General features: G+C 34.6%; 18 protein-coding genes. 12 read left to right on the top strand and 6 right to left on the bottom strand.

All coding sequences use genetic code 11. The features are described 5' to 3' along the window. Window positions 1-4 precede the first annotated feature (4 nt). The 4 genes from G6042_RS10750 to G6042_RS10735 all read right to left on the bottom strand — a co-directional run bounded on the left by G6042_RS10750 (window position 5) and on the right by G6042_RS10735 (window position 4,087). Window positions 5-1,414 (bottom strand): sensor histidine kinase, encoded by a 1,410-nt coding sequence (locus tag G6042_RS10750; protein WP_169524723.1) that lies wholly within the window; start codon window positions 1,412-1,414, stop codon window positions 5-7. Between the two features lie 121 nt (window positions 1,415-1,535). Beyond that, on the bottom strand, window positions 1,536-2,069 hold the full coding sequence (locus G6042_RS10745) for a CopD family protein (protein WP_169524439.1): 534 nt from the start codon (window positions 2,067-2,069) through the stop codon (window positions 1,536-1,538). Between the two features lie 29 nt (window positions 2,070-2,098). Next, entirely contained in the window at window positions 2,099-3,118 is a 1,020-nt protein-coding gene (hemH, locus tag G6042_RS10740; RefSeq protein ID WP_169524438.1) for a ferrochelatase, read from the bottom strand. Window positions 3,119-3,214: 96 nt separating this feature from the next. Then, on the bottom strand, window positions 3,215-4,087 hold the full coding sequence (locus tag G6042_RS10735) for a helix-turn-helix domain-containing protein (RefSeq protein WP_169524437.1): 873 nt from the start codon (window positions 4,085-4,087) through the stop codon (window positions 3,215-3,217). A 229-nt stretch (window positions 4,088-4,316) separates the two neighbouring features. Here G6042_RS10735 and hemA point away from each other — a divergent pair, with 229 nt between their 5' ends. From hemA to G6042_RS10675, 12 genes are all read left to right on the top strand, one after another. Further along, complete coding sequence (gene hemA / locus G6042_RS10730; RefSeq protein WP_169524436.1) at window positions 4,317-5,570, top strand: glutamyl-tRNA reductase; 1,254 nt, start codon at window positions 4,317-4,319, stop codon at window positions 5,568-5,570. A 59-nt stretch (window positions 5,571-5,629) separates the two neighbouring features. Next, entirely contained in the window at window positions 5,630-6,556 is a 927-nt protein-coding gene (gene hemC, locus G6042_RS10725; protein ID WP_169524435.1) for a hydroxymethylbilane synthase, read from the top strand. 2 nt (window positions 6,557-6,558) lie between these two features. Further along, window positions 6,559-7,224, top strand: coding sequence for a uroporphyrinogen-III synthase (locus tag G6042_RS10720; protein WP_169524434.1), 666 nt, complete (start codon window positions 6,559-6,561; stop codon window positions 7,222-7,224). Between the two features lie 55 nt (window positions 7,225-7,279). Further along, entirely contained in the window at window positions 7,280-8,305 is a 1,026-nt protein-coding gene (hemE, locus tag G6042_RS10715) for a uroporphyrinogen decarboxylase (protein WP_169524433.1), read from the top strand. A 292-nt stretch (window positions 8,306-8,597) separates the two neighbouring features. Beyond that, window positions 8,598-9,500 (top strand): oxygen-dependent coproporphyrinogen oxidase, encoded by a 903-nt coding sequence (gene hemF, locus G6042_RS10710; protein WP_169524432.1) that lies wholly within the window; start codon window positions 8,598-8,600, stop codon window positions 9,498-9,500. A 43-nt stretch (window positions 9,501-9,543) separates the two neighbouring features. Further along, on the top strand, window positions 9,544-10,542 hold the full coding sequence (gene hemB, locus G6042_RS10705) for a porphobilinogen synthase (protein ID WP_169524431.1): 999 nt from the start codon (window positions 9,544-9,546) through the stop codon (window positions 10,540-10,542). 91 nt (window positions 10,543-10,633) lie between these two features. Continuing rightward, a complete protein-coding gene (locus G6042_RS10700; protein ID WP_169524430.1) occupies window positions 10,634-11,008 on the top strand; it encodes a c-type cytochrome in 375 nt (124 codons plus the stop codon). Window positions 11,009-11,068: 60 nt separating this feature from the next. Continuing rightward, the gene (locus tag G6042_RS10695; protein ID WP_169524429.1) at window positions 11,069-11,539 is read left to right on the top strand and encodes a methylated-DNA--[protein]-cysteine S-methyltransferase; all 471 of its coding nucleotides are present in this window, start codon (window positions 11,069-11,071) and stop codon (window positions 11,537-11,539) included. A gap of 76 nt (window positions 11,540-11,615) precedes the next feature. Further along, window positions 11,616-12,329 carry a 3'-5' exonuclease gene (locus tag G6042_RS10690; protein WP_169524428.1) on the top strand — a complete coding sequence of 238 codons (714 nt, stop codon included), beginning with the start codon at window positions 11,616-11,618 and terminating at the stop codon, window positions 12,327-12,329. Window positions 12,330-12,395: 66 nt separating this feature from the next. Next, window positions 12,396-13,835: a nucleoside recognition domain-containing protein gene (locus G6042_RS10685; RefSeq protein ID WP_169524427.1), complete on the top strand. Its 1,440-nt coding sequence runs from the start codon at window positions 12,396-12,398 to the stop codon at window positions 13,833-13,835. 89 nt (window positions 13,836-13,924) lie between these two features. Continuing rightward, window positions 13,925-15,526, top strand: coding sequence for a fumarate hydratase (locus G6042_RS10680; protein WP_169524426.1), 1,602 nt, complete (start codon window positions 13,925-13,927; stop codon window positions 15,524-15,526). Between the two features lie 94 nt (window positions 15,527-15,620). Next, the gene (locus tag G6042_RS10675; protein ID WP_169524425.1) at window positions 15,621-16,016 is read left to right on the top strand and encodes a hypothetical protein; all 396 of its coding nucleotides are present in this window, start codon (window positions 15,621-15,623) and stop codon (window positions 16,014-16,016) included. 44 nt (window positions 16,017-16,060) lie between these two features. On the opposite strand, the gene G6042_RS10670 is transcribed toward G6042_RS10675, so the two are convergent. Together G6042_RS10670 and G6042_RS10665 are read right to left on the bottom strand one after the other, a co-directional pair. Beyond that, the gene (locus G6042_RS10670; RefSeq protein ID WP_169524424.1) at window positions 16,061-17,227 is read right to left on the bottom strand and encodes a class I SAM-dependent rRNA methyltransferase; all 1,167 of its coding nucleotides are present in this window, start codon (window positions 17,225-17,227) and stop codon (window positions 16,061-16,063) included. Window positions 17,228-17,296: 69 nt separating this feature from the next. Next, window positions 17,297-17,956, bottom strand: a complete 660-nt coding sequence (locus tag G6042_RS10665; protein ID WP_169524423.1) for a CoA transferase subunit B — start codon at window positions 17,954-17,956, stop codon at window positions 17,297-17,299.

Below are 17,956 nucleotides of genomic sequence, written 5' to 3'. Positions count from 1 at the left end.
ATTTTTATTTTTTAGGCAAAGAAACTGTAAACGTTGTTCCTTTTCCGAGTTCTGTTTCAAATGTAATAGTTCCTTTGTAATTTTCGATAATGTTTTTGATAATTCCTAAACCTAATCCCATTCCGCTGTTTTTGGTAGTAAATTTTGGTTCAAAAATTTTCTCCCGATTGATTTCTTCAATCCCAATTCCGTTATCGGTAACGGTAATTTCAACCATGGTTTCTTTTTCGTTAACCGAAACCAAAACGACTTTTAAATCTTGTTCTTCAGGAATAGATTGAATTGCGTTTTTAACCAAATTGGTAATAATTCTGATGAGTTGTGTTCGGTCTAAAACCGCAATGATTTCTTGTTTTTCGCTTTTAAATTGAATAAAATCTTCGTTGAAAATATCCAGTGAAAATTCGACCACTTCAACAACATTTAGTGTTTCGTTTTGTTGTGCTGGCATCGAAGCAAAATTAGAAAACGCCGATGCTACCGAAGTCATGGTATCAATTTGCTGAATTAAGGTTTTGGTATAATCGTCTAATTTTTGTTTCAAATTTGGATCGTTTGCATCAAATTTTCGTTGAAAACTTTGCACCGTCAATCGCATTGGCGTCAGCGGATTTTTAATTTCGTGTGCTACTTGTTTCGCCATTTCGCGCCAAGCCTGTTCACGTTCACTTTGTGCTAGTTTGCTCGCACTTTCTTCTAGTTTATCAACCATTTGATTATAAGCATTTATCAAGGAATTAATCTCACGACTATTGGCTTCAATCACGATTTTCTCGTTTTTTTGGTTCAAACTGGTTTCGTTGATTTTATCAGAAATGGTTTTTAGAGATTTGGTAATATAACTGGCTAAAAAGTAAGCCAAAGCAAAAGCAATAATAAGCATAAACGAATAAACCTGACTTAATCGAATTAAAAACTGACGCAATTCTTTTTCATAAAATCCGTCGTCTTCTACATAAGGAATATTTAAAATTCCGAGTGGTTTAAACTTTTCATCTTTGATTTGACTAAATGAAGAACGGTTTTTTACACCATTTATGCTTTTAATGTCAACATAGCGTTTGTCAACCGAAGATTGTACCAATTTTAGAACATAATTTGGAATTGGCGGTGCCACTTTATCAACCGAAAACGAAGCTTTAGACGATTTAACTAGCTTTCCTTCAAGAGAATAAATATTGATTTCTACGTTGTGAATATCGGCTAATTCGTGAATTTTATCTTTGAAAACCAGCGGAAGATTTTCGGGCGTTAACGGATAAGTTGTAGTGGAAAGCACATAATTAATGTGTTCTTTTATGGCAAACTCTTTTCGGTCCAAACGTTCTTGATGGTATTCTTTGGCTTCATTTTTAAATTGAATAACCGAAATTGATGCCATCAAAATAGAAGCAATAACAATCAAAACAATCATCGACAAGAAAATTCTCGTTCGAAGGGAAAGTCGTGATATTTTGAAGTTGCTCATTTGTTAGTGATTAGTGAATAGTTATTAGTGAATAGAAAAATGCTAATTACTATTCACTAATTACTAATTACTTCTTTTCTCTTATTCTTTTGTAAAACTTAAATCCAAGCATAATCAATACCGAAAATAAAACAATTCCGATTACGCCATAAATCCAGTTGATTGCATTTTTTAAAATTACTAAAAAAACAACTGCAAAAAGAATAATTGTTGCGCCTTCGTTCCAAAGTCGCATAAAATTTGAACTGTATTGAAATTGGTCGTTTTGTAATTGTCTATAAATTTGATGACATTTAAAATGATAGGCTAAAAGCAAAACTACAAAACCTAATTTGACTTGCATCCACGGCATTTGCAACCATTCAGGCATTAAATGTAACAACCAAAGTGCAAAAATTGTTGCCAAAACTGCACTTGGCCAAGTAATGATATACCATAATCGATAGGTCATTATTTTGTATTGGTTTAATAAAATCTCTCTTTCCGGCGAAGGTTTTTCGTTGGCTTCAATTTGATATACAAATAAGCGAACAATATAAAACAAACCTGCAAACCAGGTGATTACAAATATTAAATGAAGCGATTTTATGTATTCGTACATGTTAAAAACTATTTACTAATCACTGTTTACTAATTACTTTGTTTAAAATCCTTAATCCAATTAGCGACAACAGTACACCATTCGTCTTCATCGTTCATACATGGAACAGCCAAAAATTCTTCGCCACCATTTTCTTTGAATTCTTCGTTAGCTCGCATGGCAATTTCTTCCAAAGTTTCTAAACAATCAGCAACAAAAGCTGGAGTTACAACCGCCAATTTTTTAATTCCTTTGGCTGGCATTTTGTTGATTTCAACATCAGTATATGGAGTTAACCATTTGTCACCAGCCAATCTTGATTGGAAAGTTTGACTGTATTTATCTTCAGGAATTCCAAGTAATTCAACCACTTTTCGTGTAGTTTCATAACATTGATGACGATAGCAAAATTCGTGCGCAGGCGAATCGGTTACACAACATTTTCCATCGATGGTACAATGCGATTTGGTTACATCGGTTTTGCGAATATGACGTTTTGGAATTCCGTGATAGGAAAATAATAAATGGTCATAATCAAATCCTTCCAAATGCTTTTTTATGGAATTTGCCAAGGCTTGAATAAAATCGGGTTTGTTGTAAAACGCTGGAACTTTGGTTAACTTCATTTCTGGGAATTTTGTTGCAACCAATTCATCTGCCAATGCCCAAATCGTAGTAGTTGAAGCCATAGCATATTGTGGATACAAAGCTAAAAGCATGACATCGGTTACGCCTTTTTCTCTTAATTCTTGCAAACCTTTTTCTATTTTCATGGTTCCATATCGCATCGCTAAAGCCACTGGAATGTCCACTTGTTTTTGAACTTTTTCGTGCATTCTTTTGGAAAAAACAATCAACGGCGAACCTTCATCTGTCCAAATTTGTGCATAAGCTTCTGCTGATTTTTTTGGTCTTGTTTGTAAAATAATTCCTCGAACTAATAAAGCACGCAATAAATACGGAACATCAATCACATATTTATCCATTAAAAATTCATCTAAATAAGGTTTTACGTCTTTTGGCGTTGGACTTTCGGGCGAACCCAGGTTTACTAATAAAACTCCTTTCATAGTGGTATTTTTTTTGCAAAAGTAAAAATGACTACTGTTTTACTTTTTATTATTATACTTTTTTTATTGATTGTTTGATATACGAAATTGATTAAATTAGGTATTTGAACTCAAACTCATTAAATATTTTTTGGGTGTTGTGCCAAATTTCTTTTTGAAGGCAGCAATAAAATGACTTCCGGTGCTGTAACCAATTTTCAGTCCAACTTCATTTACATTGTAAGAACCTGAATCCAATAATTGTCGGGCATAATCCATTTTATAATCAAATAAAAAGCCATAAACCGTGTCGCCATAAATTTGTTTGAAACCCATTTTTAGTTTCTTCAAACTCAGATTAACTTGTTCCGAAAGTTCTTCCAATCCTGGCGGTTCAGCCATGTTGGCAATGATGATTTCTTTGGCTTTTTTTATTTTCAAAACGTTTTCTTCGTCAATTAAAAACGGACATTGTTCTGCATTTGGATCTTCATTTCGGTTAAAAAATAAACTCAGTAATTCATAACCTTTTCCTTTGTAATACAAATTTTTAATCGAAGGATTCAAGTTGTAATGAAACATTTGGTTCAAAACAATTGCCATCGATGGACTAATATCACTTTCGTTATAATATTTTTTGTCTTGATTTTCTTGACTTAAAAACGGAATATGTTCGGCATCGGTAGTAAAAAGACCGTGAAATTTTTTGATGGAAATTAAAACTGAAATCAACCATGATTTTGGAGCAACTTCAACATTTAGAGGTAATTCTTTTTGTGGATTGTAAAACAAAAGACATTTTTCTTCGTTCAAATCCAAATTATAACTTCCTTGGTTGAAACTAAATTTTGCTTTTCCTTTTAATCCAAAGTGAAACTGAATCAATCCCATGGTTACAGGTCTTTCAATTACTGTAGCAGCATCAGTATCATTCTGAAAACGAATTAAAATAAAATCATCGTCAATTTTTATTTCTTCTTTTGAACCCATAGCGACATTTTTTCGTATATACTTTTGTGAACATCAAATTTACTTATTTAGAATTAATCTATATAGTAAAATTGTTAGCACTTGATTTCATTACAAAATTAAAAGAAATAACGATAAAAAGGCGAAACGTGTTAAAAATATCTCACAGCGACACAAAAAGTTCTTCTAGCGTTATTTTTATAAAATAGATAGCTATAATTTTGTTTCACTTTTTAGGTAAGAGTAATTTATGGAAAACGGAAATATATCAAAGCACACTACTTTTTATGCTGTTGGCTTAAGTTATAAAAAAGCTGATGCCGAAATAAGAGGTAAATTTAGCTTGGATGACAATGGTAAAGAGAATGTTTTAATTCAAGCCCAAAAAGAAGGTATTGTAGCATTAATTGTTACTTCTACTTGTAACAGAACCGAAATTTATGGTTTTGCACAACATCCGTTTCAACTAATCAAACTACTTTGTGAAAACAGTCAAGGAACAGTAGAAGATTTCCAAAAAGTAGCTTACGTTTATAAAAATCAAGAAGCCGTTTCTCATATGTTTCGCGTTGGAACTGGTTTAGACAGTCAAATTCTTGGCGATTTTGAAATTATTAGTCAAATAAAATCAGCTTTTGTTCAAAGTAAATCACTGAATTTAGCCAATGCTTTTATGGAAAGATTGGTGAATGCGGTAATTCAGGCAAGCAAAAGAATTAAAAACGAAACCGAAATTTCATCTGGAGCAACATCGGTATCGTTTGCAGCGGTACGTTATATTTTCAATACGGTTGAAGACATTGCCAACAAAAATATTTTACTTTTCGGAACCGGAAAAATCGGAAGAAATACCTGTGAAAATCTTGTAAAACATACCAAACACGAGCAAATTACCTTAATCAATCGAACTAAAGATAAAGCCGAAAGATTGGCAAAAAAACTAGATTTGATTGTAAAAGATTATGCCGATTTACAAGTTGAAATCCAAAAAGCAGATGTTTTGGTTGTGGCAACTGGAGCGCAAAATCCAACAGTTGACAAAACGATTTTAAATCTGAAAAAACCATTGTTGATTCTCGATTTATCAATTCCGAAAAACGTAAACGAAAATGTTCAAGATATTGATGATGTAACATTAATTCACATGGATCATTTGTCACAAATGACTGATGAAACGCTGGAAAATCGTAAAAAACATATTCCAGCAGCCGAAGCAATTATCGAAGAAATCAAAGACGAATTTATATCTTGGACTAAGCAAAGAAAATTTGCACCAACCATTCACGCATTAAAAGAAAAATTGAATTCCATTAAAGACGGAGAATTAAATGTTCAGCGTAAAAAAATGGCAAATTTTGATGAAGAACAAGCTGAATTAATTAGTGCCAGAATCATACAGAAAATAACCAATCACTTTGCAAATCACCTTAAAGACGATAACACTTTGGTGGACGAAAGCATCGAATGGATTGAGAAAATATTTCAACTTGAAAACAAAGCATAAGTTACAAGGTAATAGGTATTAGAAAAACTTTTCCCTTTTCCCTTTTTCCTCGAAACTAAATGAAAAATAAAACAATACGAATAGGAACACGAGACAGCGAACTCGCACTTTGGCAAGCCAAAACCGTCGAAAATAAACTAAACGATTTAGGTTATAAAACGGAAATTATAGCCGTGAAGTCGCAAGGCGATATTATTCTCGACAAACCGTTATATGAACTTGGCATCACCGGAATTTTCACTAAAACACTCGACATTGCCATGATTTCTGGTCAAGTTGACATTGCGGTTCATTCCATGAAAGATGTACCAACGGCTTTACCCGAAGGAATTGTGCAAGCAGCCGTTTTAGAACGTGCCAATGTTTTGGATATTTTGGTTCACAAAGGGAATTTAGATTTTTTGGAAAACGATGGAACTATCGCCACTGGAAGTTTGCGTCGTCAAGCACAATGGTGGAATAAATTCCCAAATCACAAAGTAGTAGATTTACGTGGAAATGTAAACACACGAATGCAAAAATTAAGTGATAACGATTGGAACGGAGCCGTTTTTGCTGCTGCAGGTTTGGAACGAATAAATCTAAAACCAGGAAATTATACCAATCTCGATTGGATGATTCCTGCTCCAGCACAAGGCGCAATGGTTGTGGTTGCAATGGCAAATGACGCATTTACTATCGATGCCGTTTCACAATTAAACGATGTAGAAACCGAAATTTGTACCTATATAGAAAGACAATTTCTTCGAACACTCGAAGGCGGATGTACAGCACCAATTGGAGCTTTGGCAAAATATAATGAACCAAATGACACCATCGAATTTCAGGGCGTTTTGCTTTCGGTTGATGGAAAACAAAAGTTAGCAATTAACAAAGAAGTCGACATCTCAGAATGGAAAAAACTAGGATTCTCTTGTGCCAAAGAAATTTTGGAAAACGGAGGAAATGAGCTAATGACAGAAATTAAGAAACAGTTGAAAAAATAAATATGGAAAATGAAATTCGCATAGTATCAACTAAAGTGCTTTCGGAAGACCAAAAGTTACCCTTGTTGAGCGCGAATTTTTCGGTAATTGATAAAGATTTTATTAGTATCAAATATCATGATTTCAATTTTGAGGAATTAAACGACTATTTGATTTTTACCAGCCAAAATGCGGTAGAAAGCGTTCTTTTACATAAAGATAGTGACCGAATTAAAACCAAAAAAGCATTTTGTGTAGGCGAAAAAACCAAAAAACTTTTGGAGCAAAATGGTTTTGAAGTTGTCCTATTTTCAGATTATGCAGCCGAATTAGCTTCGGTAATTTGTAACCAATACGACAAAAACAGTTTCACTTTTTTTAGCGGAAACATTCGTCGCAATATTTTGCCCGATGCGTTACAACTGGCACAAATAAAAATGGATGAAATCGAAGTCTATCAAACCGTTTTAACATCACATAAAATTGATACAAAACACAATGCCGTTCTTTTTTTCAGTCCTTCTGCCGTAGAAAGTTATTTGAAAGAAAACGAAATTAGCAATAAAACCTGTTTCTGCATTGGTTATACAACCGCCGAAACATTAAAAGAAATAACAGAAAATACCATCATTGCATCACAACCCAAAATTGAAAACGTGATTGCAGAAGTAATAAAACATTACAGTTGAACCAGCTACAATAATTCGTGATAATTCGTGAAATTTGTGGCAAAAAATCAATAAAATGATCAAAAACGACCTATTCCTTCGCTCCTTAAACAACGAAACCGTAGAACGTCCACCAGTTTGGATGATGCGTCAAGCCGGAAGATATTTACCCGAATTCAGAGCATTACGCGACAAATATGATTTTTTCACTCGTTGCGAAACGCCAGAGTTGGCTGCCGAAATTACCGTTCAACCTATCAGAATCGTAAAACCCGATGCTGCTATTTTATTTTCAGATATTTTGGTTGTGCCACGTGCTATGGGAATTCACGTAGAATTAAAAGACAATTTGGGGCCAATTATTCCAAATCCAATCCGAACCATGGAACAAGTAAATCAAGTTTTTGTTCCCAATATTGAAGAAACTTTGGGTTATGTTATGGATGCCGTAAAATTGACCAAAGAAATGTTGAATGAAGAGGTTCCGTTGATTGGTTTTGCAGGCTCACCTTGGACAATTTTCTGTTACGCAGTAGAAGGAAAAGGTTCAAAAAGCTTTGATACTGCCAAAGGTTTTTGTTTCTCTAATCCTGTAGCAGCGCATACATTATTGCAAAAAATCACCGACACAACTATTTTATATTTAAAAGAAAAAGTAAAAGCAGGTGTCAATGCCGTTCAGATTTTTGATTCTTGGGGCGGAATGCTCTCACCAGTAGATTATCAGGAATTTTCATGGAAATACATCAATCAAATTGTGGAAGCACTTTCTGAAGACACAAAAGTGATTGTTTTCGGAAAAGGATGTTGGTTCGCCTTGAATGATATGGCAAAATCCAAAGCATCGGCACTTGGTGTAGATTGGACATGTTCAGCTAGAAATGCACGTTATTTGTCAGGTGGAAAAATCACATTACAAGGAAATTTTGATCCAAGCCGATTACTTTCCCCAATTCCAACCATCAAAAAAATGGTACACGAAATGATAGACGAATTCGGAAAAGACAACTATATCGTAAACCTTGGTCACGGAATTTTACCAAATATTCCAGTAGATCATGCGAAGGCTTTTGTTGAGGCGGTGAAAGAGTATAAACAATAATGAGGATAAGGGTTTCAAATAGAAATAATACAATTCCAGTTTCAATTAATATAATTTGGTCTATCTTTTTATTGTATCAATTTGTTTTTAGAGTTCCTCAATTTGAAAAGGAAAAACCCGATGGTGCGAGTTATTTAATATTCGGAATGTTAATTTTTACGGGTTTAATTTTATTAGGAACAATAATTTATATGGTGATTTCAAATTTATTTATGAAGACAAAAATTTATTCGGATCTTTTTTATGCTTTTGTACCTTCAATAATTTTATTGTTGATTATTCTATTTAGATTATGAAAAATAAATTCTATCAATACATTCAAAACCTTCAAGACCAAATCACTTCCAAACTAGAAGAAGTGGATGGCGTTGCCAAATTCCGTGAAGACATTTGGGAACGTCCAGAAGGTGGCGGCGGAAGAACACGAGTTATTGAAAACGGAAAAGTTTTTGAAAAAGGCGGCGTAAATATTTCAGCAGTTCACGGAAAATTACCCGATTCTATGCAAAAGTTATTCAATGTTGGCGAAGCCGATTTCTTTGCTTGCGGATTGAGTTTGGTTATCCATCCTAAAAGTCCGATGGTGCCAACCGTTCACGCCAATTGGCGTTATTTTGAAATGTATGATGCTGCTGGAAATGTAATCAATTCATGGTTTGGCGGTGGACAAGATTTAACACCTTATTATTTGTTTGAAGAAGACGGAAAACATTTTCATCAAACGTGTAAAACCGCTTGCGACAAACATAATCCGGAGTTTTATCCAAAATACAAAAAACAATGCGATACCTATTTTTGGAACGCTCATAGAAACGAAGCTCGTGGTTTAGGCGGATTATTCTTCGATTATTGCAAAGAATCCGAAGAAATGTCTATGGAAGATTGGTACAATTTCGTAACCGAAGTCGGCAACAGTTTTCTGGAAGCGTATGTTCCAATTGTTGAAAGAAGAAAAGATTTACCTTATACTGAAGCACAACGAATTTGGCAAGAAATTCGTCGTGGTCGATATGTAGAATTCAATCTAGTTCACGACAAAGGAACTTTATTTGGACTAAAAACCAACGGACGAATTGAAAGTATATTAATGTCTTTGCCACCAAACGTGCAATGGGTTTACGACCATCATCCAGAAGTTGGCAGCCAAGAAGAAAAATTAATTAAAGTATTAGAATCACCAATTGATTGGATTTAGATTGCAAAATATCTAATATCTAATATCTAAAATCTAAAATAGTATGTTCCCATTACAAAGAGGCAGAAGATTACGCGTTAACGAATCCATTCGTTCCTTAGTTCGTGAAACCACATTAAGTCCAAGCGATTTTATGTTCCCAATGTTCATCGCAGAAGGCGAAAATTACAAAGTAGAAATTCCATCAATGCCCGGAATTTTTCGTCGTTCCATCGATTTAACCGTTGAAGAAGTCAAAGAACTTTTCGCACTCGGAATTCGCGCCGTAAACATTTACGTAAAAGTCGATGAAAGCTTAAAAGACAACACCGGAAAAGAAGCTTGGAACCCAAACGGATTGATGCAACGCGCCATCAAATCCATCAAAACCGCGTGTCCAGAAATGATAGTAATGCCTGACGTAGCTTTAGATCCATATTCCATTTATGGTCACGACGGAATTATCGAGAACGGCGATATTGCTAACGATGCAACCAACGATGCTTTAGTAAAAATGGCGGTTTCTCACGCACAAGCCGGAGCCGATTTCGTTGCACCAAGTGATATGATGGACGGAAGAGTTTTACGTTTACGCCAAGGTTTAGACGCAGCAGGATTTCCAAATGTTGGCATTATGAGTTATTCAGCAAAATATGCTTCGGCGTTTTACGGACCATTTCGCGATGCTTTAGATAGCGCGCCAAGAGAAGCCGACGTTGTCGTTCCAAAAGACAAAAAAACCTACCAAATGGATTATTCCAACCGCATCGAAGCCATCAAAGAAGCCTTGATGGACGTAGAAGAAGGTGCCGATATGGTCATGGTAAAACCCGGAATTGCCTATCTTGACATCGTTCGTGAGGTAAAAAATGCCGTAAATGTACCAGTTACCGTTTTTCATGTTTCGGGCGAATATGCCATGATAAAAGCCGCTTCCGAAAGAGGTTGGCTCGACCACGACAAAATCATGATGGAACAATTAATGTGTATCAAACGTGCTGGAGCAAGTCTAATTTCAACTTATTTTGCCAAAGAAGCCGCCATTTTGTTAAACCAAAAATAATCTTATTCAAACTTTGACTTTGTGAAACTCTGTGAAATCTTTGTGGAACTTTGTGTAATAGATTCATATAGATTTTGAAAATATTTTTAAAATGAAAAAAATTGTATTATTGGTTTTTATCGGAATTTTCATTTCATGTAAAAAAGAAACCGAAACCAATTACGGACAACCAAAACACGACGAAACTTCGGTTGCAGTTTCAGGCGAAGAATTATTTTCAGGCAAAGGAACCTGTACAGCATGTCATTTATCTGACCAAAAAGTAATCGGACCAAGTATCACCGAAATTGCCAAAATCTACAAAGAAAAAAACGCTAGCATCGTTTCTTTCCTAAAAGAAGAAGCCGAACCCATCGTTGATCCAAGCCAATACGAAGTAATGAAAACCAACTTCGCCATCACCAAGCAAATGAGTGATGAAGAACTAAAAGCATTGGAAGCGTATATGTTAAGTTTTGCAAAATAAATCTTTGGGAACCTTGCGCTTTCTTTGTGTACTTTGTGGTTAAATCACTATTTTTACTGTATGGAAACCTGCTTTATCAATTCACCACTAGGAATTACCAAAATCGTTGGCGATGAAAATGGAATTTCCGAAATTTCTGTTACATCAGAAGGAGAAGTTTCCAAAACAATTCCACTCGAATTACAAGAAGCAGCTAAACAACTAAGCGACTATTTTGATGGAAAACGTAAAGATTTCAACTTCAAATTAAATCCAAAAGGAACCGATTTTCAACAAAAGGTTTGGCAAGAATTAGGCAATATTCCATTTGGAAAAACCATTTCATATCTAGATTTATCAAAAAAACTCGGCGACGTAAAAGCCATTCGTGCTGTTGCTTCTGCTAATGGTAAAAATCCACTTTGGATAGTTGTTCCGTGTCATCGCGTTATTGGAACAGATGGTTCATTAACTGGTTACGCTGGAGGTTTGTGGCGAAAAAAATGGTTGCTTGAACACGAAAACCCAACAAATCAGCAAAGTTTGTTCTAAATTTTTCATCGTAAATCATAAGAATTAACGTAATTTTTTTTACATTCGTTTTTAGTGTATTTTATGGCTAAAAATTATGATAGAAAAAATAAACCTCAATAATATTCTTTTCCTCGATATAGAAACCGTTCCACAAGAAGAACATTTTAATGGTTTAGATAATGAATTAAAAGAACTTTGGGAACAAAAAACACAATATCAGCGAAGAGAAGATTTTACTCCCGAAGAGTTTTATGATCGAGCTGGAATTTGGGCTGAATTTGGAAAAATCATCTGTATTTCTGTGGGTTATTTTGTCAATAAAAGTGATATCCGAAACTTTAGAGTAACCTCATTTTTTGGTGATGAAAAGAAAATTTTAAAAGACTTTTCAGCTTTGTTGGATAATCATTTCAATGGTGCGCAACATCTGCTTTGCGGACATAATGCCAAAGAATTTGACATTCCGTTTATTGTCCGAAGAATGATTATCAACCAAATTGCAATTCCAGCGAAACTGAATTTATTTGGAAAAAAACCTTGGGAAATTCCACATTTGGATACATTAGAATTGTGGAAATTTGGCGATTACAAACATTTTACGTCTTTAAAATTATTGACAAAAATCCTCGGAATTCCATCTCCAAAAGGAGACATTGATGGCAGTCAAGTTGGACACGTTTTTTATGTAGAAAAAGATATTGACCGAATTATTACCTACTGCGAAAAAGATACTATTGCGGTAGCACAAATTTTTCTTCGTCTTCGCAGAGAAGATTTATTAATTGAGGACGAAATAATTCATGTTTAATTTTAGACCTGACAGGTTTTTAAAAACCTGTCAGGTCTTTTTATTACTTTTACAAAAAAACAAATCATGGTTTTAAGCAGATTTTGGCTCGTTATCTTTATTTCATCAATAATCTTTGTGATTTTTAGTTTATTCTCCGGAAATAGCTATACTATTGACTTTGTTTTGAATGGTAAAAAGGACGATCCAATTTTAATTTCGGAAAAATACCTAAATGAAATTCCAAAATTTATTCAAGATAGTATTCAAAAAAATGACGAAAAAACATTTGTCATCAATCGCGACATTTCAAATGCTGATACTACTTATGTCTTTTCTAATAAAGTTGTAAAAATTTATAGTGGAAAACAAAAATCAGATGGATTGTTGCCAACCTGTAAAAGTACTTTGCTCGATTTAATTTTGCCACTTATGGCATATTTGGCTTTTTTCTGCGGATTGATGGAATTGTTAATTATTTCAGGAGCATCGCAAAAACTGGCAAAAATATTAAGCCCAGTTTTTGTAAAAGTATTTCCAAGTATTCCAAAAAATCATCCTTCAATTTCTTATATGACGCTAAATTTTGCTGCCAATTTCCTTGGATTAGATTCAGCAGCAACACCATTTGGATTGAAAGCGATGGAGAGTTTACAAGAAATAAATCCTGAAAGAGACAAAGCTAGCGATGCGCAAATTATGTTCATGTGTTTACACGCTTCTGGACTTACCTTAATTGCAACTTCAATCATTGGATATCGAGCTGCTGCAGGTTCAGCAAATCCAGCTGATGTAATGTTGCCTTGTATAATTACTTCGTTTATTGGTACAATTGCTGCGTTTTTAATTGTAGGAATTAAGCAAAAAATTAACTTCAAAAGTGCATCTTTGGTTGCAGGGTTAATGGGATTGATAGGTGCAATTATTGGATTGTTGATGTATGTAAATCATCTGGATTTAATTGGTAAAAATTATTTTACTTCCAATCTTTCGGCTTTGATTTTGGTTGTAATTATTGTTTTCACATTGATATTATCATTCATAAAAGAAAAGAAATTTACAGAAGCAAATACCACCGTTTATGAAGCATTTGTGGTTGGAGCAAATAATGGAGTTAAAACTGGGGTTACAATATTTCCTTATGTTTTAGGAATGTTAGTTGCCATTTCGTTGTTCAGAAATAGTGGTTTATTTGAAATTATTAGCAATTGGATTGCTTTTATTTTTTCTAATTTAGGTGTGGCAAAAGAAATTACGGATGCTTTACCTGTTGCATTGCTTCGTCCTTTTAGTTCGGCTGGTTCACGAGGGTTTTTAATTGATTCTATGAATACATTTGGTGCCGATTCGATGACAGGAAGATTGAGCAGTATTTTTCAATGTAGTGCTGAAAGTACGTTCTATGTTATTGCCGTTTATTTTGGATCGATTAATATAAAAAATAGCCGATATGCTTTAGGAGCAATGCTTATAGTAGATGTTATTTGTGTGATTACTGCGATTTTTGTAGCGAGTTGGTTTTTTTAATGCGTTCTAAATAACAACCTATGCGTTTCAAATAATTGCAGAAGCCATGCAGTTTCCCTAACTTTACAGTTCAATAAAAAAACAAACAAATGGATTTCATATATCAAGATCCGTATCCGATTTTGAAAGACGATACACAGTACAAAAAACTCACTTCTGATTACGTTAAAGTCGAAAAACTTGGCGATAGAGAAATACTTACCGTTGATCCAAAAGGATTAGAACTTTTGGCAGAAGAAGCGATGATTGATGTGTCGTTTATGTTGCGAACGGCTCATTTAAAAAAGTTAGAAAACATTCTTCACGATCCTGAAGCAACGGATAACGACCGATTTGTAGCTTACAATTTATTGCAAAATGCTGCGGTTGCTGTTGAAGGCGAATTACCTTCATGTCAAGATACCGGAACGGCAATTGTAATGGCAAAAAAAGGCGAGAACATTTACACTGGAGTTGATGATGCCGAATGGCTATCCAAAGGGATTTTCAATTCCTATCAAAAGAAAAATCTTCGCTATTCACAAATCGTTCCGATTTCGATGTTTGAGGAGAAAAATTCGGGTTCCAATCTTCCGGCACAAATTGATATTTATGCCAAAAAAGGAAACAGTTATGAGTTTTTGTTTTTAGCCAAAGGTGGCGGAAGTGCAAATAAAACATTCTTATACCAAAAAACAAAATCACTTTTAAACGAAAAATCATTAGACGAATTCGTTCGTGAAAAAATAAAAGATTTAGGAACATCAGCTTGTCCACCATATCATTTGGCATTAGTTATTGGTGGAACATCTGCCGAAGCCAATCTTGCTGCGGTGAAAAAAGCATCTGCAGGATATTTTGACGAATTGCCAACAACTGGAAACATGGCAGGTCAAGCGTTTCGCGATTTAGAATGGGAAAAACGAGTACTTGAAATTTGCCAAGAAAGTGCTATCGGAGCGCAATTTGGCGGAAAATATTTTGCTCATGATGTTCGCGTAATTCGTTTGCCGCGACATGCAGCTTCTTGTCCGGTTGGATTAGGTGTTTCGTGTTCGGCAGATAGAAATATCAAAGGAAAAATCACCAAAGACGGTATCTTTTTGGAACAATTAGAAATCAATCCAAAACAATTTTTACCTGAAGTTCCGCCACATTTAGAAGAACCGGTTATTGTAGATTTAAATCGACCGATGAAAGAAATTTTGGCTGAATTATCAAAATATCCAGTTACCACTCGATTGAAACTAAACGGAACCGTTATCGTTGCAAGAGATATTGCTCATGCTAAAATCAAAGAACTTTTAGATTCTGGAAAACCAATGCCAGAATACTTCAAAAATCATCCTGTGTATTATGCTGGACCAGCAAAAACGCCAGACGGAATGCCATCAGGAAGTTTTGGACCAACAACTGCTGGACGAATGGATGTGTATGTTGATGAATTTCAAGCAGTAGGCGGAAGCATGATTATGCTTGCCAAAGGAAACCGAACAAAAGAAGTAACCGATGCTTGTAAAAAGTACGGCGGATTTTATTTGGGTTCTATCGGCGGACCAGCGGCGATTTTGGCAAAAGAAAATATTCTTGCTGTTGAGGTTGTTGATTTCGAAGAACTTGGAATGGAAGCCGTTCGTAAAATTACAGTAAAAGATTTCCCAGCATTCATCATTACTGACGATAAAGGGAATGATTTCTTTGCTAATTTGTAATTTTATGAATTACCGCAAATTCGCAAATTTTTAACTAAAACTATTTTTAGTTAATTTGTGAATTTGCGGTTAACTTTTACAAATGCTATAATTTATGCTTTTCACAGAAACATTTTCAGAGTTTTATTCTAAAGTCAAACTGAGTTTAGAAGATGGAACTTTTGCCAAATTAACATTAGCAAAAACCATTGGAAATACCGATTTGATGAATATTTATGTCCGTCCGATTTTAGATGAAAATAGATTAAAACTGGAATTGAAATTTAAGTTTCAGCGAGAAGAACTATTTGAAATTCATACTATCGATAGTGCTTTTCCTCGATTATTGGAATTTATAAACAATCCTTTTTTATCGGCTATTCTTTTTACAACCGAGTTTGATTTGACTTATAAATTAAATAAAAAAAGAGCTGTTTCGGTCATTGAACAGTTTCCGAGTTTCACTCATGCTTCGCCAGTGATTTTGGAGTATTTAGAAAGTAAAAATTAAAAAAAAGCATGTCATTTTTAAACTTTGACATGCTTTTTTAGCTTTTATTCTACATACAAAACCAAACCTTTTAAGTAATGACCTTCGGGATGATAAATATTCGTTGGATGATCTGGACCTTGAGTAAGTTTATGTAAAACCCTTATTGTTCTGCCGGTTTCAATAGCTGCAGCAGCAACTGTATTGTAGAACAATACATCATCAATCACTTGTGAACACGAAAATGTAAACAAAATTCCTTTTGGCGCCAAAGCTTTTAATCCAGCAATATTTAGACGTTTGTAGGCTTGCGTTGCGGTGTGTTTACTTTTAATACTTTTAGCAAAAGCCGGCGGATCAAGCACAATCACATCATAAATTTGATGGTTTTCTTTCATGAAGTTAAAAACATCATCTGCAATGGCTTTATGATTGGCATTTGGGAAATTTAATTCCATGTTTTTAGCAGCTAAATCAACCGCTTTTTGCGAAATATCAACAGAAGTAACCAATTCGGCTTGCGCTTGCATGCCATAAATAGAAAAACCTCCGGTGTAGCAAAATGTATTCAGCACTTTTTTTCCTTTGGAAAATTCGCCTAACAATTTTCTGTTATCTCGTTGGTCAAGAAAAAAACCTGTTTTTTGACCTTCAACCCAATTTACTGAAAATAAAATACCGTTTTCTTTAGCAACTGTTTCTTCATTGGTTCCAAAAAGAAAATAATCAGTTCCTGTGTTTTGAAGTGTGCCACTACTTTTACAATAAATCGTTTCACAAAAATCGGGGAAAGTAGATTTCACAGCATTGGCAATTGCTTCCATCTGCAAATAAATTCCAGAAGCATGAGCTTGAATTACCCAATTTTTATTGTAATAATCGATGATTAATCCCGGAATTCCATCGCCTTCGCCGTGAATCACACGAAAAGCATTGGTTTGTTCAAAATCCAATAATTGAGTACGCAATTCCCAAGCAGATTGTAGTTTTTTCTGCCAAAAAGTGTCATCAAAAGTTTCAGTTCCAAAAGTTAGAATGCGAACGACAATACTTCCTTTATCACTAAAAAAACCATTTGCTAAATGAATGTTTTTTGAATCGACAACTTCAACCATTTCACCATCATTAATTTCTCGGCTTACGCCAAAAACTGCTCCACTGAAAACCCAAGGATGACGACGTTGAATGGATTTTTCTTTTCCTGATTTTAATATAACTTTTGGGAAACTCATTATTTATTAAATTGAAAAAACCTGACTGGTTTTCAAAACCTGTCAGGTTTGTGTTGTAATCGGGTTTTATTAATTAATCATCATTTCAGGAATTTCTCCTTCGATGATTAAGTCAGCTTCGGTTGATTTTATAATTTCTTCCACCGAAATTCCTGGTGCGCGTTCTAATAATTTGAAACCTTTTGGCGTAATTTCCATCACGGCTAATTCGGTTACTACTTTTTTAACACAACCAACGCCAGTTAACGGAAGCGTACATTTTTTTAGAATTTTGCTTTCACCAGCTTTGTTGACATGCATCATGGCAACGATAATATTTTCTGCAGAAGCTACTAAATCCATTGCTCCGCCCATTCCTTTTACCATTTTACCCGGAATTTTCCAATTGGCAATATCTCCGTTTTCGGCAACTTCCATCGCACCAAGAATGGTTAAATCTACTTTTTGAGCACGGATCATTCCGAAACTAAAAGCCGAATCGAAGAAACTTGCGCCAGGTAATGTTGTTATGGTTTGTTTTCCTGCGTTGATAATGTCTGCATCTTCTTCGCCTTCAAAAGGAAATGGTCCCATTCCTAGAACGCCATTTTCACTTTGAAATTCTACCGAAATGTCATTGCGAACATAATTGGCAACCAAAGTTGGAATACCAATTCCTAAATTTACATAATAGCCATCTTTTACTTCTTTAGCTATTCGTTTTGCAATTTGATTTTTATCTAAAGCCAT

It is taken from the genome of Flavobacterium solisilvae (assembly GCF_012911605.1).
GTDB lineage: Bacteria > Bacteroidota > Bacteroidia > Flavobacteriales > Flavobacteriaceae > Flavobacterium > Flavobacterium solisilvae.
Note: the sequence above shows the minus strand (reverse complement) of the source record. Positions and strands in the feature narration are given on the sequence as shown.